The 26,711-nt window shown below is 66.3% G+C and carries 29 protein-coding genes and 2 tRNA genes; 14 read left to right on the top strand and 17 right to left on the bottom strand.

The features are described from left to right. The first annotated feature begins 1 nt into the window (after position 1). The 3 genes from BLR91_RS17880 (at position 2) to pknB (ending at position 4,962) form a co-directional block, all read left to right on the top strand. Entirely contained in the window at positions 2-1,456 is a 1,455-nt protein-coding gene (locus tag BLR91_RS17880; protein WP_089879460.1) for a peptidoglycan D,D-transpeptidase FtsI family protein, read from the top strand. Next, positions 1,453-3,189, top strand: a complete 1,737-nt coding sequence (locus BLR91_RS17885) for a serine/threonine-protein kinase (protein ID WP_089879456.1) — start codon at positions 1,453-1,455, stop codon at positions 3,187-3,189. Before BLR91_RS17880 ends, BLR91_RS17885 begins: the two co-directional genes overlap by 4 nt. 78 nt (positions 3,190-3,267) lie before the next feature. After that, a complete protein-coding gene (pknB, locus tag BLR91_RS17890; protein ID WP_172823232.1) occupies positions 3,268-4,962 on the top strand; it encodes a Stk1 family PASTA domain-containing Ser/Thr kinase in 1,695 nt (564 codons plus the stop codon). A gap of 48 nt (positions 4,963-5,010) precedes the next feature. Here the strand turns inward: pknB and BLR91_RS17895 are convergent, their stop codons facing one another. The 3 genes from BLR91_RS17895 to BLR91_RS17900 are packed head-to-tail and all read right to left on the bottom strand — an operon-like array spanning position 5,011 to position 6,567. After that, on the bottom strand, positions 5,011-5,649 hold the full coding sequence (locus tag BLR91_RS17895) for an anthranilate synthase component II (protein ID WP_089879448.1): 639 nt from the start codon (positions 5,647-5,649) through the stop codon (positions 5,011-5,013). Continuing rightward, the gene (locus BLR91_RS20220; protein ID WP_018189050.1) at positions 5,646-5,804 is read right to left on the bottom strand and encodes a hypothetical protein; all 159 of its coding nucleotides are present in this window, start codon (positions 5,802-5,804) and stop codon (positions 5,646-5,648) included. The genes BLR91_RS17895 and BLR91_RS20220 overlap by 4 nt, the downstream gene beginning before the upstream one ends. 1 nt (position 5,805) lies before the next feature. Further along, entirely contained in the window at positions 5,806-6,567 is a 762-nt protein-coding gene (locus BLR91_RS17900; protein WP_231371155.1) for a class E sortase, read from the bottom strand. A 109-nt stretch (positions 6,568-6,676) separates the two neighbouring features. Between BLR91_RS17900 and BLR91_RS17905 the strand changes: the two genes are divergently transcribed. Next, the gene (locus BLR91_RS17905) at positions 6,677-6,937 is read left to right on the top strand and encodes a cell division protein CrgA (protein ID WP_018189048.1); all 261 of its coding nucleotides are present in this window, start codon (positions 6,677-6,679) and stop codon (positions 6,935-6,937) included. 212 nt (positions 6,938-7,149) lie between these two features. Here the strand turns inward: BLR91_RS17905 and BLR91_RS17910 are convergent, their stop codons facing one another. Next, positions 7,150-8,007: a rhomboid family intramembrane serine protease gene (locus tag BLR91_RS17910; RefSeq protein WP_231918983.1), complete on the bottom strand. Its 858-nt coding sequence runs from the start codon at positions 8,005-8,007 to the stop codon at positions 7,150-7,152. Positions 8,008-8,030: 23 nt separating this feature from the next. Next, positions 8,031-8,570: a peptidylprolyl isomerase gene (locus BLR91_RS17915; protein WP_018189046.1), complete on the bottom strand. Its 540-nt coding sequence runs from the start codon at positions 8,568-8,570 to the stop codon at positions 8,031-8,033. Between the two features lie 121 nt (positions 8,571-8,691). On the opposite strand from BLR91_RS17915, the gene BLR91_RS17920 reads away from it, so the two are divergent. Together BLR91_RS17920 and BLR91_RS17925 are read left to right on the top strand one after the other, a co-directional pair. Continuing rightward, positions 8,692-9,270 (top strand): hypothetical protein, encoded by a 579-nt coding sequence (locus tag BLR91_RS17920; RefSeq protein ID WP_018189045.1) that lies wholly within the window; start codon positions 8,692-8,694, stop codon positions 9,268-9,270. Between the two features lie 78 nt (positions 9,271-9,348). Then, positions 9,349-9,552, top strand: a complete 204-nt coding sequence (locus tag BLR91_RS17925) for a PspC domain-containing protein (RefSeq protein ID WP_029042900.1) — start codon at positions 9,349-9,351, stop codon at positions 9,550-9,552. Here BLR91_RS17925 and BLR91_RS17930 read toward each other — a convergent pair. Beyond that, positions 9,549-9,974 carry an NUDIX hydrolase gene (locus tag BLR91_RS17930; RefSeq protein WP_172823233.1) on the bottom strand — a complete coding sequence of 142 codons (426 nt, stop codon included), beginning with the start codon at positions 9,972-9,974 and terminating at the stop codon, positions 9,549-9,551. The genes BLR91_RS17925 and BLR91_RS17930 overlap by 4 nt on opposite strands. A gap of 48 nt (positions 9,975-10,022) precedes the next feature. Between BLR91_RS17930 and BLR91_RS17935 the strand changes: the two genes are divergently transcribed. After that, positions 10,023-10,886, top strand: coding sequence for an Fpg/Nei family DNA glycosylase (locus tag BLR91_RS17935; protein WP_089879438.1), 864 nt, complete (start codon positions 10,023-10,025; stop codon positions 10,884-10,886). Between the two features lie 6 nt (positions 10,887-10,892). Here BLR91_RS17935 and BLR91_RS17940 read toward each other — a convergent pair whose 3' ends face one another. Then, positions 10,893-11,315 carry a rhodanese-like domain-containing protein gene (locus BLR91_RS17940; protein WP_089879435.1) on the bottom strand — a complete coding sequence of 141 codons (423 nt, stop codon included), beginning with the start codon at positions 11,313-11,315 and terminating at the stop codon, positions 10,893-10,895. Between the two features lie 101 nt (positions 11,316-11,416). Here BLR91_RS17940 and BLR91_RS17945 point away from each other — a divergent pair, with 101 nt between their 5' ends. After that, positions 11,417-11,881, top strand: a complete 465-nt coding sequence (locus tag BLR91_RS17945; protein ID WP_089879431.1) for an Lrp/AsnC family transcriptional regulator — start codon at positions 11,417-11,419, stop codon at positions 11,879-11,881. 21 nt (positions 11,882-11,902) lie between these two features. On the opposite strand, the gene BLR91_RS17950 is transcribed toward BLR91_RS17945, so the two are convergent. The 10 genes from BLR91_RS17950 to dnaA form a co-directional block, all read right to left on the bottom strand. Continuing rightward, positions 11,903-11,975: transfer RNA gene (locus BLR91_RS17950), tRNA-Ala, on the bottom strand. 11 nt (positions 11,976-11,986) lie between these two features. Continuing rightward, a tRNA-Ile gene (locus BLR91_RS17955) sits at positions 11,987-12,063 on the bottom strand. A gap of 50 nt (positions 12,064-12,113) precedes the next feature. Beyond that, the gene (locus BLR91_RS17960; RefSeq protein ID WP_018189039.1) at positions 12,114-12,527 is read right to left on the bottom strand and encodes a DUF3566 domain-containing protein; all 414 of its coding nucleotides are present in this window, start codon (positions 12,525-12,527) and stop codon (positions 12,114-12,116) included. Beyond that, complete coding sequence (gyrA, locus tag BLR91_RS17965; RefSeq protein ID WP_089879428.1) at positions 12,517-15,069, bottom strand: DNA gyrase subunit A; 2,553 nt, start codon at positions 15,067-15,069, stop codon at positions 12,517-12,519. Before gyrA ends, BLR91_RS17960 begins: the two co-directional genes overlap by 11 nt. 47 nt (positions 15,070-15,116) lie before the next feature. Beyond that, the gene (gene gyrB, locus BLR91_RS17970; protein WP_018189037.1) at positions 15,117-17,117 is read right to left on the bottom strand and encodes a DNA topoisomerase (ATP-hydrolyzing) subunit B; all 2,001 of its coding nucleotides are present in this window, start codon (positions 17,115-17,117) and stop codon (positions 15,117-15,119) included. A gap of 123 nt (positions 17,118-17,240) precedes the next feature. Further along, positions 17,241-17,750 carry a DUF721 domain-containing protein gene (locus BLR91_RS17975; RefSeq protein WP_089879423.1) on the bottom strand — a complete coding sequence of 170 codons (510 nt, stop codon included), beginning with the start codon at positions 17,748-17,750 and terminating at the stop codon, positions 17,241-17,243. After that, positions 17,743-18,909: a DNA replication/repair protein RecF gene (recF, locus tag BLR91_RS17980; protein WP_089879419.1), complete on the bottom strand. Its 1,167-nt coding sequence runs from the start codon at positions 18,907-18,909 to the stop codon at positions 17,743-17,745. The genes BLR91_RS17975 and recF overlap by 8 nt, the downstream gene beginning before the upstream one ends. Before the next feature lie 21 nt (positions 18,910-18,930). Beyond that, on the bottom strand, positions 18,931-19,818 hold the full coding sequence (gnd, locus tag BLR91_RS17985; RefSeq protein ID WP_018189034.1) for a phosphogluconate dehydrogenase (NAD(+)-dependent, decarboxylating): 888 nt from the start codon (positions 19,816-19,818) through the stop codon (positions 18,931-18,933). Between the two features lie 38 nt (positions 19,819-19,856). Beyond that, positions 19,857-21,002 (bottom strand): DNA polymerase III subunit beta, encoded by a 1,146-nt coding sequence (gene dnaN / locus BLR91_RS17990; RefSeq protein ID WP_020076179.1) that lies wholly within the window; start codon positions 21,000-21,002, stop codon positions 19,857-19,859. Positions 21,003-21,415: 413 nt separating this feature from the next. Beyond that, complete coding sequence (dnaA, locus tag BLR91_RS17995; RefSeq protein WP_020076180.1) at positions 21,416-22,846, bottom strand: chromosomal replication initiator protein DnaA; 1,431 nt, start codon at positions 22,844-22,846, stop codon at positions 21,416-21,418. Between the two features lie 447 nt (positions 22,847-23,293). Here dnaA and rpmH point away from each other — a divergent pair, with 447 nt between their 5' ends. The 6 genes from rpmH to rsmG are packed head-to-tail and all read left to right on the top strand — an operon-like array spanning position 23,294 to position 26,340. Beyond that, positions 23,294-23,431: a 50S ribosomal protein L34 gene (gene rpmH / locus BLR91_RS18000; RefSeq protein WP_018189031.1), complete on the top strand. Its 138-nt coding sequence runs from the start codon at positions 23,294-23,296 to the stop codon at positions 23,429-23,431. Between the two features lie 9 nt (positions 23,432-23,440). Then, on the top strand, positions 23,441-23,827 hold the full coding sequence (gene rnpA, locus BLR91_RS18005; RefSeq protein ID WP_089879416.1) for a ribonuclease P protein component: 387 nt from the start codon (positions 23,441-23,443) through the stop codon (positions 23,825-23,827). Then, entirely contained in the window at positions 23,824-24,153 is a 330-nt protein-coding gene (yidD, locus tag BLR91_RS18010; RefSeq protein WP_089879413.1) for a membrane protein insertion efficiency factor YidD, read from the top strand. Before rnpA ends, yidD begins: the two co-directional genes overlap by 4 nt. A 9-nt stretch (positions 24,154-24,162) precedes the next feature. Beyond that, positions 24,163-25,125, top strand: coding sequence for a membrane protein insertase YidC (gene yidC, locus BLR91_RS18015; protein ID WP_089879410.1), 963 nt, complete (start codon positions 24,163-24,165; stop codon positions 25,123-25,125). 16 nt (positions 25,126-25,141) lie between these two features. Further along, a complete protein-coding gene (locus BLR91_RS18020) occupies positions 25,142-25,699 on the top strand; it encodes a Jag family protein (protein WP_089879405.1) in 558 nt (185 codons plus the stop codon). A gap of 14 nt (positions 25,700-25,713) precedes the next feature. Then, positions 25,714-26,340 carry a 16S rRNA (guanine(527)-N(7))-methyltransferase RsmG gene (rsmG, locus tag BLR91_RS18025; protein WP_089879402.1) on the top strand — a complete coding sequence of 209 codons (627 nt, stop codon included), beginning with the start codon at positions 25,714-25,716 and terminating at the stop codon, positions 26,338-26,340. Positions 26,341-26,711: the final 371 nt, after the last annotated feature.

Below are 26,711 nucleotides of genomic sequence, written 5' to 3' on the forward strand. Positions count from 1 at the left end.
GATGAACCGCGAGATCAAGCGCGTCAGCACGATCGTGCTGGCGATGTTCCTGGCACTGCTGGTGTCCACCTCCATCCTCCAGGTGTTCCAGGCGGATGCGCTGGGCGCCGATGCGCGCAACACGCGTGCCCTGAACGACAGCTACTCGGCGCAGCGCGGCGCGATCCTGGTCGCCGGGCAGCCGATCGCGCAGTCCGTGCCGTCCAACGACGTCTACAAGTGGCAGCGCGTCTACAGCAACGGTCCCCTCTACTCGGCCGTGACCGGGTTCTTCCCGATCAACGGCGAGCCGACCGGCCTCGAGGGCGCCCTCAACTCCAAGCTGAGCGGTTCGTCGAACTCCCAGTTCTTCGAGCGCGTCAACGCCATCCTGACGGGCAAGAACCCGCAGGGCGCGACGGTCGAGACGACGATCGACCCGGTGGCGCAGCAGGCGGCGTGGGATGCGCTGGGCGACTACCAGGGCGCCGTGGTGCTGCTGCAGCCCAAGACCGGGAAGATCCTGGCGATGGTCTCCAAGCCCACGTACGACCCGAACACCCTGGCGTCGCACGACGGCAAGGCGGTGGAGTCGACCTACGACCAGCTCCTCGCCGCCCCGGGCGACCCCCTCATCAACCGGACGATCGGCGGAGACCTGAACCCGCCCGGTTCGACGTTCAAGCCGGTGATGAGCGCTTCGGCCTTCGGCACCGGGCAGTACACGAAAGACAGCCAGCTCCCCAACCCGGCCTCCCTCCCGCTGCCCGACTCCCCGACCGTCGTCAAGAACGACTCGCTCACGACCTGCGGGCCGGGCGCGACCGTCTCGATCGCGACGGCGCAGATCCTGTCGTGCAACATCCCGTTCGCCGAGCTCGGGATGCAGCTGAAGCCCGAGGTCATCAAGGACCAGGCCGACAAGTTCGGGTTCAACCAGTCGTTCAGCATCCCCATCCCGGTCGAGAAGAGCGTGTACCCGCTCTATCCCGACGCGGCGGAGCGCGCCCTGGGCTCCTTCGGACAGAAAGACGACCGCGCGACGCCGCTGCAGATGGCGATGGTCTCGGCGGCGATCGCCAACGGCGGCACGCTGATGACCCCGAACCTGGTGGACTCCATCCGGTCGCCCGATCTGCAGACGTTGGAGAGCTTCCAGCCCAAGGAGTTCTCGCAGCCGCTGAGCCAGCAGAACGCCGACACCATCAAGCAGATGATGGTCGACGGCGTCGATCACGGCGTGGCGAGCAATGCAAGAATAGGTGGGGTTCAGGTCGGCGGTAAGACGGGCACGGCGCAGAACGGGGATGACGACCCCTACTCGCTGTGGTTCACCGGTTTCGCGCCGGCGAACGACCCGGAGTTCGCTGTGGCTGTAGTTGTCGAAAATGGCGGTGGACAGGGTCAGAGCGGCACGGGTAACTCCATCGCCGCTCCGATCGCGAGGAAAGTACTAGAGGCGGTGCTGAATAAATGAGACCCACAGCAGGGCTCACCTTCGGGGGACGTTACGAGCTGCAGTCGCGGATCGCGATCGGCGGTATGGGCGAGGTGTGGCAGGCCACCGACCTCGTCATCGGCCGTACCGTCGCCATCAAGATCCTGAAGGACGAGTACCTCGGCGACCCGGGCTTCCTCGAGCGCTTCCGCGCGGAGGCGCGTCACGCCGCCCTCGTCAACCACGAAGGCATCGCCAACGTGTACGACTACGGCGAGGAGGAGGGCAGCGCCTTCCTCGTCATGGAGCTCGTCCCCGGCGAGGCGCTCTCGAGCATCCTGGAGCGGGAGCACGTCCTCAGCACCGACCGGACGCTCGACATCGTCGCTCAGACGGCCGCCGCCCTGCACGCCGCTCACGCCGCCGGTCTCGTCCACCGCGACATCAAGCCGGGCAACCTCCTCATCACGCCCGACGGCCGCGTCAAGATCACCGACTTCGGCATCGCTCGCATCGCCGACCAGGTGCCGCTCACCGCCACCGGTCAGGTCATGGGCACCGTGCAGTACCTCTCGCCCGAGCAGGCGTCCGGTCACCCCGCCTCGCCGACCACCGACATCTACTCGCTCGGCATCGTCGCGTACGAGTGCCTGGCCGGCCGTCGGCCGTTCACGGGCGAGTCGCAGGTCGCCATCGCCATGGCGCAGATCAACGAGGCGCCGCCGGAGCTCCCCGCCACCGTCGCGGAGCCGGTCCGTAACCTGGTCTTCGCGTGCATCGCCAAGAACCCGGCCGATCGCCCCGCCTCCGCCGCCCACCTGGCACGTGCCGCCCAGGCACTCCGCCGCGGCGACGTGCGCGCCGCCGCTCAGTCCGTGCCCGCGATCCTCGGCGGCGCGGCCATGACCGATGCCGCGACCGTCCTGATGCAGCCGCCAGCGGCGCCGACGGCCGCGACCACCGTGCTCCCCGCGACCGCCGTCGCGCCCGTCGTCGACGAGGAGGCCGCCGCCCCCGTCGAGGAGCGCAAGCGCAGCCGCTGGACATGGCCGCTGATCGCCCTCATCGCCCTGCTCGCGCTCGTCCTGATCGGCACGATCATCACCCTGGTCGTCGCACCCAAGGCGCCCCCGACGCCCACGCCGTCGAACACTCCGACGCAGACGCAGCCGACGACGCCGAAACCCACCCCGACGCCCACCAGCAACACGGTCCAGATCACCGAGAGCGACTTCCTCGGCCTCACCGCCGACCAGGCCCGCGACAAGCTGCAGGGTCTCGGAATGGTCGCGGACGTCTCGCAGGGCAACGCGGCGACCACCAACGACCAGTCCAACAAGGTCTACTCGGTCAACCCGACCGGTCCCGTGCCGAAGGGCTCGACCGTCTCGGTGAAGGTCTACGGTCCTGTCGCGCCGATCCCGACGCCGACCGACACCGTCTCGGCCACGCCGCCGTCCGGTCAGGGCACCCCGAACTCGCAGATCACGGTGAACTTCGGTTCGGCCACCTGCCCAGCAGGGCAGAACCTGGTCGGCCGCCGCCTGTACATCAACGGGCAGCCGCAGACGCCGGTCAACGACACCAAGATGGTGTGGTCGCCGAGCACCGCGGCCACGTACCAGCTGACGTACACGATCTTCTGCGGCGAGTCGGTGGAGTCGAGCCAGTCCCCCGCAACGTCGTACGAGGTCGTCGGATCCACTCCGACGCCAGGTGCCGGCGGGGGTGGCGGCAACACGGGCGGCGGGACCGGCGGCGCCAACGGCTGAGCAGCCGAATACGCCCGAGGAGACATCCAGAATCGCCCCGCTACACTAGCCGGAGTCGTCACCGAGAAGGAGTTCGCATTGAGCCCAGATAGCCGCCTGCTCGCAGGCCGATATCAGGTGGGCGAACTCATCGGCCGGGGCGGTATGTCGGACGTCCATCGCGGCACCGACACCCGCCTGGGCCGCACCGTGGCCATCAAACTGCTCAAGCCGTCCCTCGCGACCGACCCGGCGTTCCGCACCCGGTTCCGGCAGGAGGCGCAGGCCGCCGCCCGCATGACGCACCCGACGATCGTCCGTGTCTTCGACGCCGGCGAGGAGACGGTGCGCGAGCCGAACGGCCACGAGGCGCAGCTGCCCTTCATCGTCATGGAGTACGTCGACGGCGTCCTCCTCAAAGACCTGATCAAGAAGGGCCCGCTGGAGCGCTCGGAGGCTGTGCGCATCACCGAGGGCATCCTCACCGCCCTCGAGTACTCGCATCGCGCCGGCGTCGTGCACCGCGACATCAAGCCGGGCAACGTGATGATCACGAAGGCCGGCCAGGTGAAGGTGATGGACTTCGGCATCGCCCGGGCCATCAGCGACTCCTCGGCGACCGTGGCGCAGACCACCGCGGTTCTGGGCACGGCCAGTTACTTCTCTCCGGAGCAGGCCAAGGGCGAGTCCGTCGACGCCCGCACCGACCTCTACTCGACCGGTGTCGTGCTGTTCGAGATGCTCACGGGGCGTCCGCCTTTCCGCGGCGACACCCCGGTGGCGATCGCGTACCAGCACGTCAGCGAGACCGCCGTCCCCCCGAGCACGATCAACCCGAAGGTCTCTCCGGCGATGGATGTCGTCGTCGCCCGGGCGATGACGAAGGACCGCTTCGAGCGCTACCAGACGGTGGCGGAGTTCCGAGCCGACCTCGAAGAGGCCGCCGCGGGCCGCATCCCGAAGCGCAAGCACGAGGACGAGCTGGCCGAGACCCTGTTCGGCGCTCCGCCGAGCGCCGTCTCCGGTCCGGAGGCCGCCTTCCGTCAGCTGGCCGAAGACCAGACCATGACGCGCACCCAGCGTCGCCCACCCGTGATCTGGATCTGGGCCGGCATCGCGATCATGGCGGTCGTCATCGTGGCCGTGCTCGCCTGGGTGCTGCGTCTCGCACCGAGCACGACCATGCCGGACTCTTCGCACAAGGTGCCGAACCTGTCGGGCCAGACGCTCGACAAGGCCACAGCGCAGCTCGACGAGATGAAGCTGAAGTGGGCGCAGGTCACCGAGGCCAGCCCCACCTACGCCGAGGGCCAAGTGATCCGGACGGATCCGGGCGCCGGCATCGTCGTGGCGTCGGGCGACACCATCACGCTCTATGTCTCGACCGGCAAGAAGACCGTCACGGTCCCGGATGTCCACAACATGACCGTCGATGCCGCAACGCAAGCGCTGCAGCAGGCCGGACTCACCGTCGGCCCGACAACGTCCGAGAACTCGTCGAGCGTGCCCGCGAACGTGGTGATCAAGACGGATCCGGCCGCCAACACCTCGGCGCACGAGGGCGATCCGATCGGCCTCCATGTGTCGAGCGGCAAGGTGACTTTGACCGATCTGACCGGTCAGACCATCCAAGCGGCCACCGGGATCCTGTCGCAGCTCGGCCTGACCGGCAATCCGAAGCCAGACCCCAGCTGCCCACAGGACAAGGGCGCGACGATGGTTCACACCCAGTCGGTCAGTCCAGGCGATGTGCCGCAGGGCACGACGGTCGACCTCACGTACTGCTCGGGCTGAGTCCGAGCGGCCGGCGGGGTTCGGCTCGCGTCTAGGTCCGCGCCGAGGTTAGCCCAGCTTGACGAGCGGGTTCAGCGAGCGGGATGCCTCTGCGGCGCCCGCCAGACCGGCGACCTCGAGCCAGTTGCCGAGCATCCGGTAGCCGCCCTCGGTGAGCACCGACTCGGGGTGGAACTGGACGCCGTAGATCGGCGCATCCGCGTGCTGCAGGGCCATGATCACGCCGCCGGCCGTGCGCGCGGTCACGTGAAGATCCTCGGGGAGCGTCCCGTCGACCACGGCCAGCGAGTGGTACCGCGTGGCTGTGAACGGCTGAGCGACACCGTCGAACAGGGCACTGTCGTCGTGGGTGACCTGCGAGGTCTTGCCGTGCATGAGCTCTTCGGCGTTGGTGACCACGCCGCCGAACGCCTCCGCGATGGCCTGGTGACCCAGGCACACCCCGAGCAGCGGCTGACCGGTGCGGAGCGCCTGCTCGACGACCGGGATGGAGACTCCCGCGTCGGCCGGCTTGCCCGGGCCCGGTGAGACGAGCACGGCGTCGTACTCGGCCAGCTTCGCCGGAAGGTCGGCGACGGCGACGTCGTCGTTGCGCACGACGTCGGTCTCCGCGCCGAGTTCGCGCAGGTAGCCGTTCAGCGTGTAGACGAAGCTGTCGTAGTTGTCGATGACGAGTACGCGAGTCACGGGCCCACGGTACCTTCCTGCGGCCCGAGGAGCGAATCCACCCAGGGGAATACCCAGGTCACCAAGGCGAACAGCACCACGGCCACGAGAACGAGCAGCAGGATGATGCGCAGCCAGACCGGACCGGGCAGCACGCGCCACAGAGCTCCGTACATGTCAGCCTCCCTGCCCGACCGCGGCGGCGATCTCGCTCGGAACGTCCTGCGGCGGCGCGAACGACTGGAAGACGTTGTAGGCGATGAGCCGCTCCCCCGCGTGGAACGGCGGATTGCAGGTCGTGATGGTCATGAGCCGCTCGGTCGGGGTGGCCTGCGGCTGACGGGGCACGGGCAGCAGGACCTGCACGGCCGAGGGCTGCACGTACTCGAAGTTGCGGAAGGTGTAGGTGTACCAGCCGTCGGCGGTCTGCACGTAGATCCGGTCGCCGATCCGCAGCTTGGAGAGATCGATGAAGGTGTTGCCCCATCCCGAGTCGTGGCCGGCGACGGCGAAGTTGCCGACCTGACCGGGCAGCTGCGTGTCGATGTAGTGGCCGACCCCCGCTGTGTAGCTGTTGAGCACGCGTTCGACATCGACGGTCTGACGGATGGTGCGCTTCCAGTCCGGGCCGAGGCGCGGCACATAGATGACCGCGAACGGCTGATACGGAGCGGGCTTCGCCATCACGGGCGGATCGACCTGAGCGGTGGAGGTGTCGGGCGTGGGCTTCGGCGCCTTCACTGCGTCGTCGATCCACTTCTGGCTCTGCTGCGCCGCCGCGTTCGTCTGCTGGCCGGCCAGCACGAGGTTGTTCCACCAGATCTGCCAGCCGAGGAACAGCAGGACCAGGACTCCCGCCGTGATCAGCAGCTCGCCGAGGACGCCGAGCACCGTCGGGCGGCGATGCGGCCGTCCGGCGCGGGTTTCCCTCGAAGTCACGTCGCTGATTCTAGGGATGCTCGCTGAGAATCGTCACGGTTGTCCACAGGCCCTCCCCCGGACGGGGGGATCAGCGTCCTCCGGAGCTTCCCCGCTACACTGTGGTGCTATGGCACGCAGCAAGTCCAAGACCAGAACCGAGCGCCCCGTCCGCGCCGAGCGCAGCGCCGCGGCATCCGGCGAAGAGGCTCCGAACCCCGTCTGGTTCAAGCCGGTCATGTTCGGCTTCATGCTGCTGGGCCTGATCTGGATCATCGTCTTCTACGTCAGCCAGAACCAGTACCCCATCCCCGCGCTCGGCGCGTGGAACATCCTCGTCGGCTTCGGCATCGCGTTCATCGGCTTCCTGATGACCACACGCTGGCGGTAGCCCGCGACTCTCCGTGTCTTTTCGGGCCCGGGACGGCGTCAGCCGCCCCGGGCTTCGTGTTTTCCACAGTTGTCCACAGGCACCCTGTGAACAGTTGCCGCGCGTTCCGCGGTGATTTCCCCAGTGTTAATAAGCCTGTGGAGAGTTACAGGCGTGTAATTCCTCACAGTGTTAATAAGCCTGTGGATAACTTATCCACGCCGTGTGGGGAACTACACGAAGAAGTGGATGAGGCTTACGGCGACGAAGATGAGGCACAGCAGCACGAGGAGCGGCAGCTGCAAGCGTCGGCGCTGCGGCTGCCGGGTCTCCACGTAGATGAGGCCGACCAGGACGCCGCCGATCAGTCCGCCGACGTGCGCCTGCCAGGCGATGTTGAACCCGGGGAGGAATCCGATGCCGAGGTTGATCGCCAGCAGCACGAGCATCTGCGTCGCGCTCCCGCCCAGACGGCGCTGGATGATGAAGAAGGCGCCGAACAGACCAAAGATGGCGCCGGACGCTCCGAGAACGGGCTGGACCGGCGACGCGAGCAGCAGAACGCCGAGAGATCCCGCGAACCCGCTGATCAGGAAGAGCGCGAGATAACGCGCACGACCGAGCAGGGGTTCGAGCGCCATCCCGAAGATGAACAACGTGTACATGTTCAGGGCGATGTGGATGATGTTGGCGTGCGCGAACACGCTGGTGAACATCCGCCACGGCTCGAAGGCCACACCGAACGTCCCGCTCGGGTACGAGTAAGCCCCCGCGTACACCAGGGCCGAGTTGACCGGGAGGTTGAGCAGCGATCCCAGGGTCTGGACGATGAAGACGAGCACGCAGAGCGCGATGATCGCGTACGTCACGACCGGTGCGCCGGAGCCGGTGAGCCGCGTCACCCACGCCGGCTTCGTGCGGGGGTGGGTGGCACGCTGCTGCGCCATGCACTCCGGGCAGACGACCCCGACCGCAGCCGGGGTCTGGCACTCAGGGCAGATCGTCCGCCCGCACCGCTGGCAGAGCACATAGCTCTGCCGGTCAGGATGCCGGTAGCAGTAGTTCGCGCGTGCGTCGACGGGCTGAGTCATGTGTCCTGCTCGCCCGTCCTTCCTCAGACCTGCTCGATGTCGATGGACTCGATGACGACGTCGTCCAGCGGCCGGTCGCGAGCGTCCGTCGGGACCTCGGCCAGCTTGTCGACGATCTTGCGCGACGCGTCGTCAGCGACCTCGCCGAAGATGGTGTGCTTGCCCTGCAGCCAGGTGGTCGGCGCGACGGTGATGAAGAACTGCGAGCCGTTGGTGCCGCGGCCGCCCTGGATGCCGGCGTTCGCCATGGCCAGGATGTACGGCTGCGTGAAGTCGAGATCGGGGCTGATCTCGTCGTCGAACTGGTAGCCCGGTCCGCCGACGCCCTGTCCGAGCGGGTCGCCGCCCTGGATCATGAAGCCCGGGATGATGCGGTGGAAGACCACGCCGTCGTAGAGAGGAGTCTTCGACTTCTCGCCCGTGGCGGGGTGCGTCCACTCGATCTCGCCCGTCGCCAGCCCGACGAAGTTCCGCACCGTCTTCGGCGCGTGGTTGCCGAAGAGGTTGACCTTGATGTCTCCGTAGTTAGTGTGGAGCGTGGCGACAGCGGTGTGCTTAGACATGGCATCAATTCTTGCACAGCGCGTATAGCTGACTTGGGCGGGCTCGAGACCTCTCGGGCCATCCCCAGCCCTTTCGGTGGCAAGATGGAGTCAGTCGCCACCCCGACCAACGGAGGAACAGATGAGCCTGACACGGAAGCGCAAGAAGGAGCTCAAGCGACTGCGCAGCGGAGCCGAGGACCTGTGGACTCAGCAGCAGGAGGTACTGGCCACCGCCAACGCCCTCGCTGCCGAGGCGCGCAAGCAGGCGGCCTACTACACGCGTGAGGAGATCGCGCCGCGCGTCCGTGACGGCTACGACCAGTACGTGCGCCCCGCGGCTCAGACCGCGAAAGACACGGCGAGCCACTACGCGGGCCAGGCACGCCAGCGCGTCGTGACGGACGTCATCCCCGCTGTGGGCACGGCCGTCGGCACTGCGCTCTCGGTCGTCGACCACGCGCGCGCTGCTCGTGCGGCCGCCTTCTCCGGCGACTTCAAGAAGGCGGGCAAGGAGCTCTCGAAGAAGCCGAAGGCTCCCGCGAAGAAGTCCGGCCCCGGCGCCGGTGGTGTGATCGCGATCGGTCTCGGCATCGTGGCCGCCGTCGGCCTCCTCTACGCCGTGTGGCAGACCTTCCGCGCCGACGACGAGCTGTGGGTAGCCGACGAGGAGCCCACGACCCCGACGACGCCCGCGGCCACCGACACGGCGCAGCAGTAGGGTCCGACCACCCGCTCAGGGTCTGTTCGGGGGTTACCCCGATGGTGCGGCGTGCGCGCCGCTGCGAGTCTGGGATGCATGAGCACTTTGATGCGTCCCCGTGATGGTCGTGTGATCGCCGGCGTGTGCGCCGGCTTGGCGAACCGGTTCGGCCTCCGGCCGTGGACCGTCCGCGTCCTCTTCCTGCTGTCCTGCCTGCTTCCCGGCCCGCAGTTCATCGCTTACCTGGTGATGTGGATCGTCATCCCCGGCGAGCAGGGACGCGGCGCCGCGACGGTCTAGCGACGGCCGGTCAGTCCCGCCATCTCGAGTGCCGTGTCGACGAGCTCGACGCGGCGACTCGGGATGCGGTCGAGCGGGAACCACGCCGCCTCATCGGTGGTGCCGTCGAGTTCGTTGGTGAGCGACCCGCCGACGACCCGCGCGCGGTACACGATCCGCAGCGCGTGCAGCGGCCCCGCATCCGGTACGAACCGGTGCTCGGCCGGAATCACCTTCGAGTCGATCCCCAGCAGGTCGCCGGCTTCGGCGGCATAGCCGGTCTCCTCCGCGATCTCGCGGACCACCGCATCCACCGGGTCCTCTCCCGGGTCGATGCCGCCGCCCGGCAGGGTCCAGCCCGAGCGGCCGCCCTCGTTCCAGTGCGCGAGCAGGATGCGGTCGCCGTCGACGATGACGCCATATGCAGCCACTCTGATATCCATCGAACCAACGTACTGCCATTGTCGGTGGTCGAGGGCAGACTAGGGGTGATGCCCGAACTGCCGGAAGTCACCGCCCTCGCCGCCGACCTCGATGGCCGGCTGAAGCAGCGTGTCATCGACCGGTTGAGCATCGTCGCCTTCTCCGCACTGAAGACCTTCGACCCTCCGGCCGACGCTTTGCACGGCTTGACGATCACGGGAGTGAGCCGCCACGGCAAGTTCCTCGACATCGCCGCGGGAGAGCTCCACATCGTCGTGCACCTTGCGCGCGCCGGCTGGATCCGTTGGCGCGACTCCCCTCCGCCACCGCCCAACGGGCGCCTGGGCAAGGGCCCTCTCGCTGCCCGGCTCGTCCTCGACGACGGCTCCGGACTCGACATCACCGAGGCCGGAACGAAGAAGAGCCTCGCCATCTACGTCGTGCGCGATCCGGCCGAGGTGCCCGGCATCCAGCGCCTCGGACCCGACCCGCTCGACCCGTCGTTCACCGAGGAGGCGTTCGCAGGCATCCTCGCCGGGCAGGGGCGCGCGCAGATCAAGGGCGTGCTCCGCAATCAATCGCTCATCGCGGGGATCGGGAACGCCTACTCCGACGAGATCCTCCACGTCGCCAAGATGTCGCCGTACAAGCCGGCCAACATGGCGGCCGACGACGTCGCCCGCCTGTACGAGGCCATGCAGTCGACGCTGCGGGAGGCTCTCGCCCGAGCGGACGGACTCGCCGCCTCAGAGTTGAAGAGCGAGAAGAAGTCGAACCTCCGCGTCCACGGGCGCACCGGTCAGCCGTGCCCTGTGTGCGGCGACACCATCCGGCAGGTCATCTTCCACGACTCGACCTTCCAGTACTGCCCCACGTGCCAGACCGGCGGCAAGCCGCTGGCCGATCGTGTGCTCTCCCGGCTCCTGAAGTAGTCCGGTTCAGCAGGCGCACTCGAACCCGGGAGGCGCGGTGAGCGGGTCGACCGACCGCTCGATCGGCCCGGAGTCATCCACGGTCGGGAGTCCCTCTCGCGCCCAGTACTCGTAGCCGCCGATCATCTCCCGCACCTCGTAACCCAGCCGGCTGAATGCGAGGGCTGCGCGGGTGGAACCGTTGCATCCCGGACCCCAGCAGTAGACGACGACGGGCATGTTCAGGGGAATCGACCCCGGCGCCCGTTCTTCGATCTCCGCGGTCGGGAGGTGAACGGCTCCCGCCACGCGTCCGTGACTCCATGCGGCCGCGGCCCTGCTGTCGATGAGGACGAAGCGCTCGCCACGCTCGAGCGCGGCGTGCACGTCGGACGGATCGGTCTCGAAACGGAGCTTCGCGGAGAAGTGCTGGATGGCGTCTTCGGTCATAGTCGTCATGCCACGAGACTAGGAAAACCCGCCGGCCGGCTGAAGGACCGATCCACGGCCTTCAGCCGCTTCGACCGTCGATCTCATGGCAGAATCACGCCATGACCGTCACTTCCACGTTCGCCGTCGACAGCACCGACCGGAGCATCCTGGCGGAGCTGCAACGCGACGGCCGGCAGTCGATCGCCGAGCTGGCCCGGACCGTCCACATGTCGAACAGCGCAGTGGCCGAACGCGTGCGGCGGCTCGAGGAGGCCGGGGTGATCACGGGCTATCGGGCCGTGATCGACCCCGAGCGGCTGGGCTACGGGATCCTCGCCTACCTGCGACTGCGCTACCCCAGCAGTCAGTACAAGCCGCTCCACGACCTGCTCGCCGAGATCCCCGAAGTCGTCGAGGCGCACCACGTCACCGGAGACGACTGCTTCATCCTCAAAGTGGTCGCAACCTCCATGCGACACCTGGAGCAGATCAGCGGTCGCGTCGGAACGCTGGGAAGCGTGACAACGAGCGTTTCGTACTCGAGCCCGTTCCCGACGCGGACGATCGTCCCGCCGCAGTCGTGAACCGCGACAAACCCGTAAGGGTGGAGCCTAGGAGATTCGAACTCCTGACATCCTGCTTGCAAAGCAGGCGCTCTACCAACTGAGCTAAGGCCCCGTATGAGGTGATGGTGGGGATACGAGGACTTGAACCTCGGACCTCTTCGTTATCAGCGAAGCGCTCTAACCGCCTGAGCTATATCCCCGAATGGGCAGATATGAGACTACCCGATCTGCCCGACCATTGCGAAATCGGTCAGTTGTTGGTGAAACCGACCAGCAGACCGCCGGTGATCTTCACTGAAAGGTTGTAGAGCAGCGCGAACACGGCGCCCAGAGCGGTCACCACCACGATGTCGAGGATGGCGACGATGAGCGAGAAGCCCATCACCTGACCGAGCCCCAGGATCGAGCGGAGGTCGCTGCCGCCGGCACCCGAGATGTCCTTGAACAGGCTGTTCACCTGGTCGAAGATGCCGGTGCGGTCGAGCACGGTCCAGATAAGGAACGTGCCGACGATGGCGATGATCGCGAGGCAGATCCCGGCGAGGAACGACAGCTTCACGGTCGACCAGAAGTCGATGTACACCAGCTTGAGCCGCACCTGCTTGGCGGATGCGGGTCGGCGGGACGACTTCTTGGCCAACTTCTCGGCGACGCTACTGCTCATCTACGGTTTCATCCTTCCCGACGGCCTCGGTATCCTCCGCGGGAAGGGAGGATTCGAGATCACGTTCGGTGTTCTTCGCCAGAGCGATGATCTTGTCGGACTCGGCGAAACGTGCAAAGACGACACCCATGGTGTCGCGGCCCTTGGCTGGTACCTCGGCCACGGCAGAGCGTACCACCTTGCCGCTGGCAAGAACCACAAGGACCTCGTCGTCTTCGCCGACGATCAGCGCGCCCACCAGGTCTCCCCGGTCGTCGTTGAGTTTGGCCACCTTGATGCCCAGACCACCGCGGTTCTGCAGTCGGTACTGGTCCGCAGCGGTGCGCTTCGCATACCCGCCCTCGGTGACGACGAAGACGTAGCCCTCGTCGGAGACCACCGAGGCGTCGAGCAGCCGGTCGTCGCCGCGGAAATGCATTCCGATGACACCGGAGGTCGACCGACCCATCGGACGGAGGGCCTCGTCGGACGCCGTGAAGCGGATGGACATGCCCTTGCGGGAGACCAGGAGCAGGTCGGAGTCCTCTTCGACCAGCAGCGCGGAGACGAGCTCGTCGTCCTCACGCAGCTTGATCGCGATGATCCCGCCCGTACGGTTGGTGTCGTACTCCTCGAGCGCCGTCTTCTTGATCAGGCCGTCGCGCGTGGCGAGCACGAGGTACTTCGCCGCCTGGTAGTCGCGGATGTCGAGGATCTCGGCGATCTCCTCATCCGGCTGCATGGCGAGCAGGTTGGCGACGTGCTGACCCTTGGCGTCGCGGCCGGCCTCCTGCACCTCGTAGGCCTTGGCGCGGTAGACGCGTCCCTTGTTCGTGAAGAAGAGGAGCCAGTGGTGCGTCGTCGTCACGAAGAAGTGGTCGACGACGTCCTCGCCGCGCAGCTGCGCGCCCTTCACGCCCTTCCCGCCGCGGTGCTGGCTGCGGTAGTTGTCGCTGCGCGTCCGCTTGATGTACCCGCCGCGGGTGACGGTGACCACCATCTCCTCTTCGGGGATGAGGTCCTCGACGCTCATGTCGCCGTCGTAGCCGAACATGATCTCTGTGCGGCGGTCGTCGCCGAAGCGGTCGACGATCTCGGTGAGCTCCTCGCTCACGATCGAGCGCTGGCGCATCGGGTCGTCGAGGATGGCGTGGAACTCGGCGATCTGCTTCTCGATCGCGTCGGCCTCGTCCACGATCTTCTGCCGTTCGAGGGCGGCCAGGCGGCGGAGCTGCATGGCGAGGATCGCATCCGCCTGCACGTCATCGACGTCGAGAAGGGTCTTCAGCCCCTCACGCGCGTCGTCGACCGTCGGCGAGCGGCGGATGAGCGCGATGACCTCGTCGAGCGCATCCAGCGCCTTGAGGTAGCCGCGCAGGATGTGGGCACGCTCCTCCGCCTTCCGCAGACGGAAGCGCGTGCGCCGGACGATGACCTCGATCTGGTGGTCCACCCACGCGGTGATGAATCCGTCGAGCGCCAGGGTGCGCGGCACGTTGTCGACGATCGCGAGCATGTTCGCGCCGAAGTTCTCCTGCAGCTGCGTGTGCTTGTACAGGTTGTTCAGCACGACCTTGGCGACGGCGTCGCGCTTCAGCACGATCACGAGGCGCTGGCCGGTGCGGCCGGAGGTCTCGTCGCGGATGTCGGCGATGCCGCCGATACGACCCTCCTTGACGAGGTCCGCGATCTTGATCGCGAGGTTGTCCGGGTTCACCTGGTACGGCAGCTCGGTGACGACGAGGCAGACCCGACCCTGGATCTCCTCGATCGTGACGACGGCGCGCATCGTGATCGAGCCGCGACCGGTGCGGTAGGCGTCGTGGATGCCCTTGACGCCGAGGATCTGAGCGCCGGTCGGGAAGTCCGGTCCCTTGATCCGCTTGATGAGCTCCTCGAGCAGCTCCTCACGGGAAGCCTCAGGATGCTGCAGATGCCACAGAGCACCGTCGGCCACCTCGCGCAGGTTGTGCGGCGGGATGTTGGTGGCCATGCCGACCGCGATGCCGACGGAGCCGTTGACGAGCAGGTTCGGGAACCGGCTCGGCAGGACCGCCGGCTCCTGGGTGCGTCCGTCGTAGTTGTCCTGGAAGTCGACGGTCTCCTCGTCGATGTCCCGCACCATCTCGAGCGCGAGCGGGGCCATCTTCGTCTCGGTGTACCGCGGGGCCGCGGCGCCGTCGTTGCCCGGCGAGCCGAAGTTGCCCTGGCCGAGGGCCAGCGGGTAGCGCAGGCTCCACGGCTGGACGAGACGGACCAGCGCGTCGTAGATCGCCGAGTCGCCGTGCGGGTGGAACTGTCCCATCACGTCGCCGACGACGCGCGCGCACTTGGAGAACGCCTTGTCCGGGCGGTAGCCGCCGTCGAACATCGCGTAGATCACGCGGCGGTGCACCGGCTTCAGCCCGTCGCGCACCTCGGGCAGTGCACGGCCGATGATGACCGACATGGCGTAGTCGAGGTACGACCGCTGCATCTCCGACTGCAGGTCGACCTGGTCGATCCTGCCGTGGATGCCGAAGCCGGCCCCGCTCTCGCCCGACACGTTCTCTTCGTCCGTCACAGTCTTCTCTCCCTCGCGATCCCTCGTCGTTCACCCATGCCGGAGCATCAGATGTCGAGGAACCGCACGTCCTTGGCGTTCTTCTGGATGAACGAGCGGCGCGACTCCACGTCCTCGCCCATCAGCGTGGCGAAGATCTCGTCCGCGGCGGCCGCGTCGTCGAGCGTGACCTGGAGCAGCGTCCGCGTCTCCGGGTTCATCGTGGTCTCCCACAGCTCCTGGTAGTCCATCTCACCGAGACCCTTGTAGCGCTGTACGCCGTTGTCCTTCGGGATGCGCTTGCCAGCCGCGAGCCCCTCGGCCAGGAACGCGTCGCGCTCGCGGTCGGAGTACACGTACTCGTGCTCGGCGTTGGACCACTTGAGCCGGTAGAGCGGCGGCTGCGCCAGGTAGACGTAGCCGAGCTCGATCATCGGTCGCATATAGCGGAACAGCAGCGTGAGGAGCAGCGTGGTGATGTGCTGGCCGTCCACGTCGGCGTCGGCCATGAGCACGATCTTGTGGTACCGCGCCTTCTCCGGGTCGAAGTCCTCACCGATGCCGGCGCCGAACGCCGTGATCATCGCCTGCACCTCGTTGTTGCCGAGGGCGCGGTCGAGCCGCGCCTTCTCGACGTTGAGGATCTTGCCGCGCAGGGGCAGGATCGCCTGCGTCTCCGGGTTGCGGCCCTGCACCGCCGAGCCGCCGGCCGAGTCACCCTCGACGATGAAGATCTCCGAGATCGTCGGGTCCTTCGACTGGCAGTCCTTCAGCTTGCCCGGCATCCCGCCGCTCTCCAGCAGGCCCTTGCGGCGTGCGGTCTCGCGCGCCTTGCGGGCGGCGAGGCGCGCGGTCGCGGCCTGGAGCGCCTTGCGGATGATGTCCCTCGCCTGGTTCGGGTTGCGGTCGAACCAGTCGCCGAGCTGATCACCGACGACCTTCTGTACGAAGGCCTTGGCCTCGGTGTTGCCGAGCTTCGTCTTGGTCTGGCCCTCGAACTGCGGCTCGGAGAGCTTCACCGAGATGACAGCTGTCAGACCCTCGCGCACGTCGTCGCCCGAGAGGTTGTCATCCTTGTCCTTGAGGATGCCCTTCTCGCGCGCATACCGGTTGACCAGCGTGGTCAGTGCAGCGCGGAAGCCCTCTTCGTGCGTGCCGCCCTCGTGTGTGTTGATCGTGTTCGCGTAGGTGAACACGCTCTCGTTGTAGCTGGTCGTCCACTGCATGGCGACCTCGAGAGCGATCTTGCGGTCGGTGTCCTCCGACTCGAACGAGATGATCTCGTCGTGGACGACCTCCACCTTCTTCGCGGAGTTCAGATACTGGACGTAGTCCATCAGGCCGCGCTCGTAGAGGAAGACCTCGTGACGCGGAGTGTGCTCCTCGTCGACCTCGCCCTCGACGTGCTCGATCTCGGGCGCGCGCTCGTCGGTGATCGCGATGCGCAGTCCCTTGTTCAGGAAGGCCATCTGCTGGAACCGCGTGCGCAGCGTCTCGTAGTCGAACACGATCGTCTCGAATGTCTCGGCACTCGGCCAGAACGTGATGATCGTCCCGGTACGGTCCGAAGCCTCGCCCTTCTCGAGCGGAGCCTGCGGGACACCGTTGCGGTAGCTCTGCCGCCACACGTGACCCTGTCGGTGCACCTCGACGTCGAGGCGGCTGGACAGCGCGTTCACAACAGAGCTGCCGACGCCGTGGAGTCCGCCCGACACCGCATACCCGCCGCCGCCGAACTTTCCGCCGGCGTGCAGGATGGTGAGGACCACCTCCACCGTGGACTTCTTCTCGACCGGGTGCTCATCGACCGGGATGCCACGACCGTTGTCGTCGACCCGCACGGCGCCATCCGGGAGGATCGTCACCTCGATGTTGTCCGCGTGACCAGCGAGGGCCTCGTCGACCGAGTTGTCCACGATCTCGTAGACCAGGTGGTGAAGACCGCGGGGACCGGTGGAACCGATGTACATCCCGGGTCGTTTGCGGACGGCTTCGAGACCCTCGAGGACCTGGATCTCATTCGCGCCGTATTCGTGTTCCGTCCCGGCCGCGTTCGGTTCCATCGTCATATGAAATTAGGCTCCTGACCGCACTCAACAGTGACGTTTCATTCTACCAAGAGACGGGGGCCGAAATCCCCGAAAACGGCCGCCTGAGGCTTTTTCCGCACTGTGGCGACCTCTTTTGCGCTCTCAGCCGTAAGTATCGCGCGGGCCACGCCCTGGAATCGACCTGGGGCCTCTTTTCCAGGAGGGGGCGTCCGGCCCCTGAAAACGGATCGACTCGATGCCCGCCTCGGGGAATCGCTCTGCGATGCGCGCGAGCAACTCCGCGCGCATCATCCGCAGCTGCGTCGCCCACGCCGTCGACTCGCATCGGACGACGAGGACGCCGTCGGTGATCTGGTCCGGTTCGGCGTGCTTCGCGGTCTCTTCGCCGGCCAGTTCGCGCCATCCCTCCAGCAGGTCGGACTTCGCGAGGGCGGAGGTCCAGCCGAGCTGCGCCGCGAGCGCGTCGACGACGTCACCGACACCGCGCGGGTCGCGCCCCGACCCGAAGGGCTGGCTGCCGGTCGTGCTCTCTTCGCGACGTGGGCCGCGCCGGCTTCGCGAGGTCGTGCCGGTGAAGAGCGCCTTCAGCCGCAGATAGACGGCCGATGCCTCGCTCTCGCTCGGTGTGTTCCGGGTTGTGCGATCAGGCATCGGGCGTCTCCACGATGCTGCCCGCCTCGATGCGGACGGTATGCGCGGTGAGTTCGTCCGGTACGTCGTCGTAGACGGCCGCGGTGATGAGCACCTGCTCGTAACCGGCCACGGCGGTTGCGAGCATCCGTCGCCGAGCCTGGTCGAGTTCGGCGAAGACATCGTCGAGGATGAGCACCGGGTCGCCGGTCGTCGACTCCTGGCGGAGGAGTTCCGCAGATGCCAGCTTGAGAGCCAGGGCGAACGACCACGATTCGCCGTGGCTGGCGTACCCCTTCGCCGGGAGAGAGTTCAGCTCGAACAGCACGTCGTCGCGGTGCGGTCCGACCAGGGTGAGACCGCGGTCGAGCTCTTTGCGGCGCACGGCCGCGAGCGCCCGGCGGAAGGCTTCGGGGGTCGCGACACCGGCTGAGCCCGTTACATCCTCTTCCGTCGCGCCTTCCTCCTCATCGACGTGCGCACCGTAGATGGTGAGCTGCGGGAGGAGCCGTGGATGGTGGTCGTCGCCTGCGACCGAGCGGTACGCCGCGACGAGGGGATCGCTCAGTCGCGCGACAAGGTCGAGCCGAGCATCCATCAACTCGGAACCGAGCTGGACGAGCCGGTCGTCCCAGATCTCGAGGGTGCCCAGCTGGTCCTCCCGGACACGGGACGCGCGCGCCGACTTCAGCAGGGTGTTCCGCTGCTTCAGAACGCGCTCATAATCGGCGATGACCGCCGAGAAGCGCGGATTCCGCTGGATGAGAAGCTGATCCAGGAACCGCCGGCGGATCCCCGGCTCCCCACGGACCAGGGCGAGGTCCTCGGGTGCGAACAGAACGCTGGAGAAGTACCGCGGCAGCTCACGCGGCTTGATGGCGGCCCGATTCACCTGGGCCCGATTCGGTGAGCTGCGGTTCAGCTGCACCTCGACGAGGATCTCCCGGCCGTCGTGCTGGATCCGTGCCCGGACGATCGCCGCGTCGGCATCTTTCCGGATCATCGCCTGATCGCTCGACACCCGATGCGACCCGAGGGTGCTCAGATAGCCGAGCGATTCGACGAGGTTCGTCTTTCCCTGGCCGTTGCGGCCGACGAAGAGGTTCGCGCCGGCCGCGAACGGCACCTCCGCAGTGCGGTAATTGCGGAAGTCGGTCAGGGAGAGATGAGTGACACGCACAGAGTTTTCAGTTCACGCGTCTCAGTCGACGGCCTTGACGGCGTGGCCGCCGAACTGGTTCCGCAGGGCGGCGACGGCCTTCATGGCCGGCGAGTCCTCCTGGCGCGAAACGAACCGCGCGAAGATCGAGGCACTGATCGTCGGAACGGGGACGGCGTTGTTGAGCGCCTCCTCGACGGTCCAGCGGCCCTCACCGGAATCCTGCACGTAGCCTTCGATGTGCTCGAACTCCGGGTCCTGCTCCAGAGCGCGGACGAGCAGGTCGAGCAGCCAGGACCGCACGACGGTCCCGCGCTGCCACGCCTTGAAGGTGCCGGTGACGTCCTTGATGATGTCCTTGCGCGTGTCGAGGAGCTCGTAGCCCTCGGCGTACGCCTGCATCAGCGCGTACTCGATGCCGTTGTGCACCATCTTCGCGTAGTGACCGGCGCCGACCTCGCCGACGTGGACGAATCCCTCGTCGCGCGGACCCTCCGGGCGCAGCGCGTCGAAGACGGGCATGACACGCTCGACCTGCGCGGCCGAACCGCCGACCATGAGGCCGTAGCCGTTCTCGAGTCCCCAGATGCCGCCGGAGACACCGACGTCCATGAAGTCGACACCGCGCGGCGCGAGGAGCTCGGAGTGCTTGAAGTCCTCGGTGAACTTGGAGTTGCCGCCGTCGATGACGAGGTCGCCCTTCTCGAGCAGCGGTTCGAGCTCACGGATCACCGAGTCGGTGATCTGGCCTGCGGGCACCATGACCCAGATCGTGCGCGGCGCGGGGAGCGCCGCCACGAGGTCGGCCACGGTCGCGACGTCAGAGACCTCGGGGTTCGTGTCGTAGCCGGTGACGTCGATGCCGTTCTTCTCGAGCCGGGCACGCATGTTGTTGCCCATGCGTCCGAGACCGATGAGGCCGATGTGCATGATTGTCCTTCTCTTCCTTGCTTCAGCGGCGCCGGGTTCTAGCGCAGGAGCAGGTTGGGCTGGAGCAGATACTTGTAAGAGTCCGCGCCTGCCTGATCCTTGGACGTCTGGCTCGTGATGAGCACAGGGCCCGGCTTGTTGGGGTTCTCGGTCTTGGTGAACGAGATGCGCACGAATTCCGAGTGCACCGCACCGAGACCATCGAGCAGGAACTGCGGCTTCAATGAAACCACCGTCTCCTGGCCAGTGAGAAGAGCGTCGATGCTCTCGGATGCCTGCGCCTGCTCGGATCCGATCGCTTCCAGCGTCAGCCCGTCGGCGGTGAAGGTGTAGCGGAGCGCGGCCTCGCGCTCGAGGACGAGAGCGACTCGGCGTGTCGCCTCGATGAGCTCGGCGGTGTTCATCACCGCGTAGTTGTCGACCTGCTCAGGGAAGAGCCGGCGCACCGGGGGGAAGTTGCCCTTGATCAGGAGCGACGTGACGGTCTTCCTGTCCGCGGTGAACGCGATCAACTCACGGTCGTCGCGGTTGGTGATGGAGATCGAGACGTTGCCGCTATGCCCGAAGGTCTTGCCGATCTCGGTGAGCGTCCGGGCCGGAACGAGCGCGGTCACGGGCTCACCGGACGTGGTGCCGTTGTCCCAGTCGATCTCGCGAACGGCGACACGGTACCGGTCGGTGGCGACGAGCCCCAGCGTGTTGTCGCCGACCTCGAGCTGCACGCCGGTGATCACGGGTGTCACATCGTCGCGCGAGGCGGCGACGCCCACCTGTGCGACGGCTTCGGCGAATTCCTCCGCGGGCACCAGCCCGGCATCGCCGCCGACCTGCGGGATGCTCGGGTATTCCTCGACAGGCATGGACAGCAGGGTGAAGTTCGCCGATCCGGCACGGACGACGATCTTCGACTCCTCGGTCGAGAACTGCACCGGTGCGTTCGGAAGCTTCGAGGCGATCTCGGCGAGGAGGCGACCGGAGACCAGGACACGTCCGGGCTCTTCGACCTCTGCGGCGATCTCCGTCTGCGCAGATACCTCGTAGTCGAATGACGACAGCTGGAGTCCGTTGTCCGTCGTCTCGATGAGGACACCGCTCAGGATGGGCAGGGTCGTCCGCTGCGGCAGGAGCTTCACCGCGAAGGAGACAGCCTCGCTGAACACATCCCGATTGGCTTGGAACTTCACGAAGTCACCTCTGTCGGCTTGACGGTCACGGACGTCACAAATCCTAGCGCCTGCCCTGTGACGCGGATGCGGTGCTCCCTCGACCCCTTGAGGTTGTCGTCTGCCCTCATTGAAAAGAGTTAAGGAGTAATCGTGTTAACCGCTGTGGAAAATGTGGATAACTCTGTTGAGGCCGCGCGATCACAGGGAACTACACGTCGGTGACTTGTTGATGACCTGAGGATTCCGGCTGTTCACAACGATCCGCAGGGGTGGGGCCGAGCGACGCCTTTTCACAGCATCGCGAGCGCAGTCCCCATTAAACGTGTGGTTCTCCGGAAGCTCTCCACAAGTTATCCACAAGTGTTAATAACGCTTTGTCCCCACTCTGGGGATGGATATGTGGATAAGTTCTGCGCTAGAGGGGCGCGTCGCTACTTGCCGTAGCGGTGATTCTGCTTGATCCGGCTCGTGAGCTCGGTGACCTGGTTGTAGATCGAGCGCCGCTCCTTCATGAGCTCGCTGATCTTCTTGTTCGCGTACATGACCGTGGTGTGGTCGCGGCCGCCGAACAGCTGGCCGATCTTGGGCAGAGAGAGATTCGTCAGCTCGCGGCACAGGTACATGGCGATCTGCCGGGCGGTGGCGACCGCCTGCGACCGGCTGGAGCCGTAGAGGTCGTCGACGCTGAGCTTGAAGTACTCGGCGGTGTTGGTGATGATGTCCGTCGGCGCGATGACGTTGTCGTCGTCGAGCGTGATCAGGTCCTTCAGGACAGTCTGAACGAGTGGCATGTCCACCGGGGTGCGGTTGAGGCTCGCGAAGGCGGTGACGCGGATGAGCGTCCCCTCGAGCTCACGGATGTTGCTCGAGACCTTCGAGGCCATGAACTCCAGGATGTCGTCGGGAACCTGGATCTTCTCGCTCTGCGCCTTCTTGCGGAGGATCGCGATGCGGGTCTCGAGGTCCGGTACCTGGACATCGGTGATCAGGCCCCACTCGAAGCGCGACCGCATGCGGTCCTCGAAGCCGGTGAGGTGCTTGGGCGGGAGGTCGGAGGTGATGACCACCTGCTTGTTGTGGTCGTGGAGCGTGTTGAAGGTGTGGAAGAACGCCTCCTGCGTCTCGACCGCCCTCTGGAGGAACTGGATGTCGTCGATCAGCAGGATGTCGATGTTGCGGTAGCGCGCCTGGAACGACGAGCCGCGGTTGTTCGCGATCGAGTTGATGAAGTCGTTCGTGAACTCCTCCGACGAGACGTATCGGACGCGGATCCCCGGGTAGAGACTCATCGCGTAGTGGCCGATGGCGTGGAGGAGGTGTGTCTTGCCGAGGCCCGAGTCGCCGTAGATGAAGAGCGGGTTGTAGGCCTTGGCCGGCGCCTCGGCCACGGCAACGGCGGCCGCGTGCGCGAAACGGTTGGACTGGCCGATGACGAAGTTGTCGAAGCTGTACTTGGCGTTGAGCCGGGTGTCGCCGCCACGCGGCGGTGCCGTGATCTCGGTGGGCGTCGAGATGACCGGAGCGGCCTGCTCGACATAAGAGGGCGCCGATTCGGTCTCCGGCGCAGGGCCGGCCATCGTGTCCTGCTGGATCTCGGGGTTGACCACGATCGCGAAGGTGTTGACCTGGAGCTCGTCGTCGAGCGAGCCGATCGCGTGGAGGAGCGGGACCCGGCTGCGCTGCTCGATCATTCCGCGTGTGAACTCGTTGGGCACCTCCAGATAGAAGGTGCCGGCCATGATGCCCTTGGGCTCGACCAGGCTGAGGAACCCGTACAGCTGCGGGGTGATCCGGTCGTCCGTCTCGAGCTTTCCGAGCACGTCCTGCCATGCCGCAGCTATGGACTCTTCGCCGCCTGCCATCGTTCCCCGTCTTCGTCTGTGTTGCGGATGCCGTCAGCCCGACGAGGGGACGAGTCGACCCCCGGTGACTCTCGTCGGGTTGGCGGCTTCGGATGCCGCCGGTGGGTATTCACAGAGTTATCCACCGCTGTGTGAGCAATACCGTAGCGATCTCCGGCCAGAATTGGCATGGCCTGGGGATAACTTTCGACCTCACGGTAACTTGTCCACAGAAGAGCGATCAAATCCGATCGGCGGCATACGTCGGCGCGTCGGCCATCGCTTCCCTGCTAATACCGTGCATAATCAGTGGATTTGACTCGATCGGTTTGACCTCGTCCCACCCCAGGCCGTAGTTTTAATCAGTTGACTTGCGGCCGTTCCGGCTGCCCTGTAACTTTCCTGGCCTCCCCGTGCTGGCTCTTTCTCTCAGCACAGGCCTGTGAAGAGACCACCACGGAGATAGATATGAGCAAGAGAACTTTCCAGCCGAACAACCGCAAGCGTGCGAAGACCCACGGTTTCCGTCTGCGCATGCGCACCCGCGCGGGTCGCGCCATCCTCTCCGCTCGCCGCCGCAAGGGCCGCGAGAAGCTCTCGGCGTAACCGCTTCCGGTGCTCGCGAAAGCCAATCGCATCACGCGGGGGGCGGACTACCGGGCGACCGTACGACGCGGTGCTCGCTTCACTGGAGCGTCCACCGTCACGTACATCCGCCCGAATCCGGACTCCAGTGTGGTGCGATTCGGCTTTATCGTGAGCAAGACGGTCGGTAACGCGGTCATGCGGAACCGGGTCCGGCGCCGGCTCAAGGCCGCCGCCTACGATCTGCTTCCGCTCTACTCTCCGGGTCCGGGCGATACTGCCGGGCTCGACGTGGTCGTGCGCGCATTGCCAGCCTCCGTTCAAGCACCGTGGGCTAGCCTGCACGAAGAGCTCTCACGGGCATCGTCCCGTTTCACCAGCCGCAGTCATCTCAGTAAGGGCAGCGTCCGTTCATGAACACCGCGCTCGCAGCAGTGCTCCTCGCGCCGCGCAATGCCGCGGTGCTGGTGCTGCGTGCGTATCGGGCCGTGATCTCGCCGCTCTACGGTGACGTCTGCCGGTACTACCCGTCGTGTTCGGCCTATGCACTGCAGGCCATCCAGCAGCACGGCGTGGTCGTGGGCTCGTTCCTCGGCATCCGGCGTATCGCCCGGTGCCACCCGTGGGCGGCCGGCGGGGTCGACGACGTCCCCCCGGCGAAGAAGCCGCGGTATCGGGTGACCCCGTTCGGATTCGTCGTCGCCGCCACCCACGGCAGCGTCATCAGTCAGCGAAGGGCCTAGCAACAACACATGGACATCATCGGTACCATCCTCTGGCCCATCAAATGGGTCGTGGAGCTGATCCTCGTCGCCTTCCACTGGCTGTTCACCCAGATGGGGCTGGACCCGGCTGCGGGTATCACCTGGGTGCTGGCCATCGTCGGACTGACGGTCGTCGTGCGCGCCGCGCTGATCCCGATCTTCGTGCGCCAGATCAAGAACCAGCGACGAATGCTGGAGATCGCGCCGCAGCTGAAGAAGATCCAGGACAAGTACAAGGGCAAGAAGGATCAGTTCTCTCGTGAGGCCATGTCGCGCGAGACGATGGACCTCTACAAGAAGACCGGCACCAACCCGCTGAGTTCGTGCCTGCCTCTGCTGCTCCAGATGCCTGTCTTCTTCTCGCTCTTCCAGGTGCTCAACGGCGCCCAGAGCGGTCATGCCGGTGTCGGCCCGCTGAACGAGGAGCTTGCGCAGCAGTTCGGAAATGCGACGCTCTTCGGAGTCGCACCGCTGCACCAGAGCTTCCAGGGTGCGATGAACGCGCACCCCCCGCAGGTCGCCGTCATGATCATCGCGGCCGTTATGGTTATTCTGATGACGGGGTCGCAGTTCCTCACGCAGCTGCAGATCGTCTCCAAGAACATGTCGCCGGAGACCAAGGCGAGCCCGCAGTTCAAGCAGCAGCGCATCCTGCTTTACCTGCTCCCCTTCGTCTTCCTCTTCTCCGGTTTCGCCTTCCCGCTCGGTGTCATGTTCTACTGGCTGACCTCGAACCTGTGGACCATGGGTCAGCAGTTCCTCGTCATCCGCAACATGCCGACCCCCGGATCGGACGCGGCCAAGGCTCGGGAGGCGCGCCTCGCGAAGAAGGGCAAGCTGGTCCAGCCGGATGGCGCGACTGTGCTGACCGTCGATGAGCAGCCCAAGAAGCAGGTCCAGCGCGTTCAGCCGGTGAGCAAGGCTCGCGCGAAGAAGCAGGCCGGAAAGTAGTTAGGATCTTCAACCGATGACCGACGTGCAGACCTCCTCCCCCGATCCCGCCGACCTCACCGAGGTGGTGGCGGACGACGCTTCCGTCTCTGTCGAGACGGACGAGCCGACCGCTGCCGACCTTGACCGGGAGGGTGACATCGCGGCCGACTACATCGAGGAGCTGCTCGACATCGCCGACATCGACGGCGACATCGACATCGACACGCGCAACGGTCGTGCGTACATCTCGGTCAACACCGACGACGAGTCGTCCAACCTCTCGCTCCTGGCCAATGCCGACACCGTTGCCGCGCTTCAGGAGCTGACGCGCCTGGCCGTGCAGAACCAGACCGGCGGGTACTCCCGCTTGATCCTGGACATCGCCGGCTCTCGCGATGCACGCCAGGCTGAGCTGGCGCGTCTCGTCGACCGTGCGATCGAGCGGCTCGATGAGGGGGCAGCGGAGGCTGCCCTTCCTCCCATGTCGTCTTACGAGCGCAAGCTCGTGCACGACGTGGTATCGGAGCGCGGCTATGTGTCGACCTCGCGTGGCGAAGGCCGCGACCGCTACACGGTCATCACGGCCAGCTAGTTTCACGTGAAACTGTGACCGACGTCGAGCACGAACCCGAGGCGGCGGCCGTCCTCTTCGGCGACCGCATCGACCTCGCCCGCGAGTTCACGCACAACCTCGCGCAACAGGGTGAGGAACGCGGTCTCATCGGACCCTTGGAACTCCCCCGCCTGTGGTCGCGTCACATCCTGAACTGCGCGATCGTCGCTCCCCTGCTTCGGCCGGGGCGAGTTGGGGATGTCGGAAGCGGGGCCGGACTGCCGGGGCTGGTGCTCGCCATTGCCCGGCCTGACGTGTCTTTCGTCTTGATCGAGCCGATGGAGCGTCGAGTCGCCTGGCTGAATGAGCAGGTCGCGGAGCTGGGTCTCAACAATGTGGCGGTCCTCCGGGCGCGCGCCGAGGACGCGAGGATCGATGATCCGCTCGACCAGGTGACGGCTCGTGCCGTCAGCGCCTTCCGCAAGCTCCTTCCGTTGACCGCGCCCCTCCTCCGGGATGGCGGTGAGCTTGTCCTCATGAAGGGCGCGGCGGCCCCGGCCGAGGTCGAAGCCGCGACCAAGGAGATTCGGAAGTACAAGGTGACCGATATCGAGGTTCTGACCCTCGGTGAGGGTGTCTTGACAGAAGTCACACGCGTCATTCGCGCTCGCGTGCGCTGATCTCGGCCGCCCGGCGGCGCTGCGATCGGGCTTAGGATCCCTCTCTGACAACCGGAGCACGTGCTTCAGTTGTGTCAGAGCCATTCTGAGGCGATGTTCGACGATGGCTCCGGTCGCGATTTCGAGTCTGCTGGGCATGTTTCGCGGTCACGACACGGACAGAGCGTGTTCTCGACATCGTCGACTCTCCCCCTCGGAGCTGACTGACCGGCGGCCGGCCTGTTCTCTCTTGAGCGTGACAGCGCTCGAGTGATGCCAACGTCGACGGCCTGGGCCGTGCTCTCGTCTCGGGGAGCCGCGCCGACCGCTGACGGGACCCGAAAGACGACCAGATTGGACGGCGTGTGCACCTCGAGTGCCTTCGTGTGCGG

Origin of the sequence: Leifsonia sp. 466MF (assembly GCF_900100265.1) — a bacterium.
Lineage (GTDB): Bacteria > Actinomycetota > Actinomycetes > Actinomycetales > Microbacteriaceae > Leifsonia.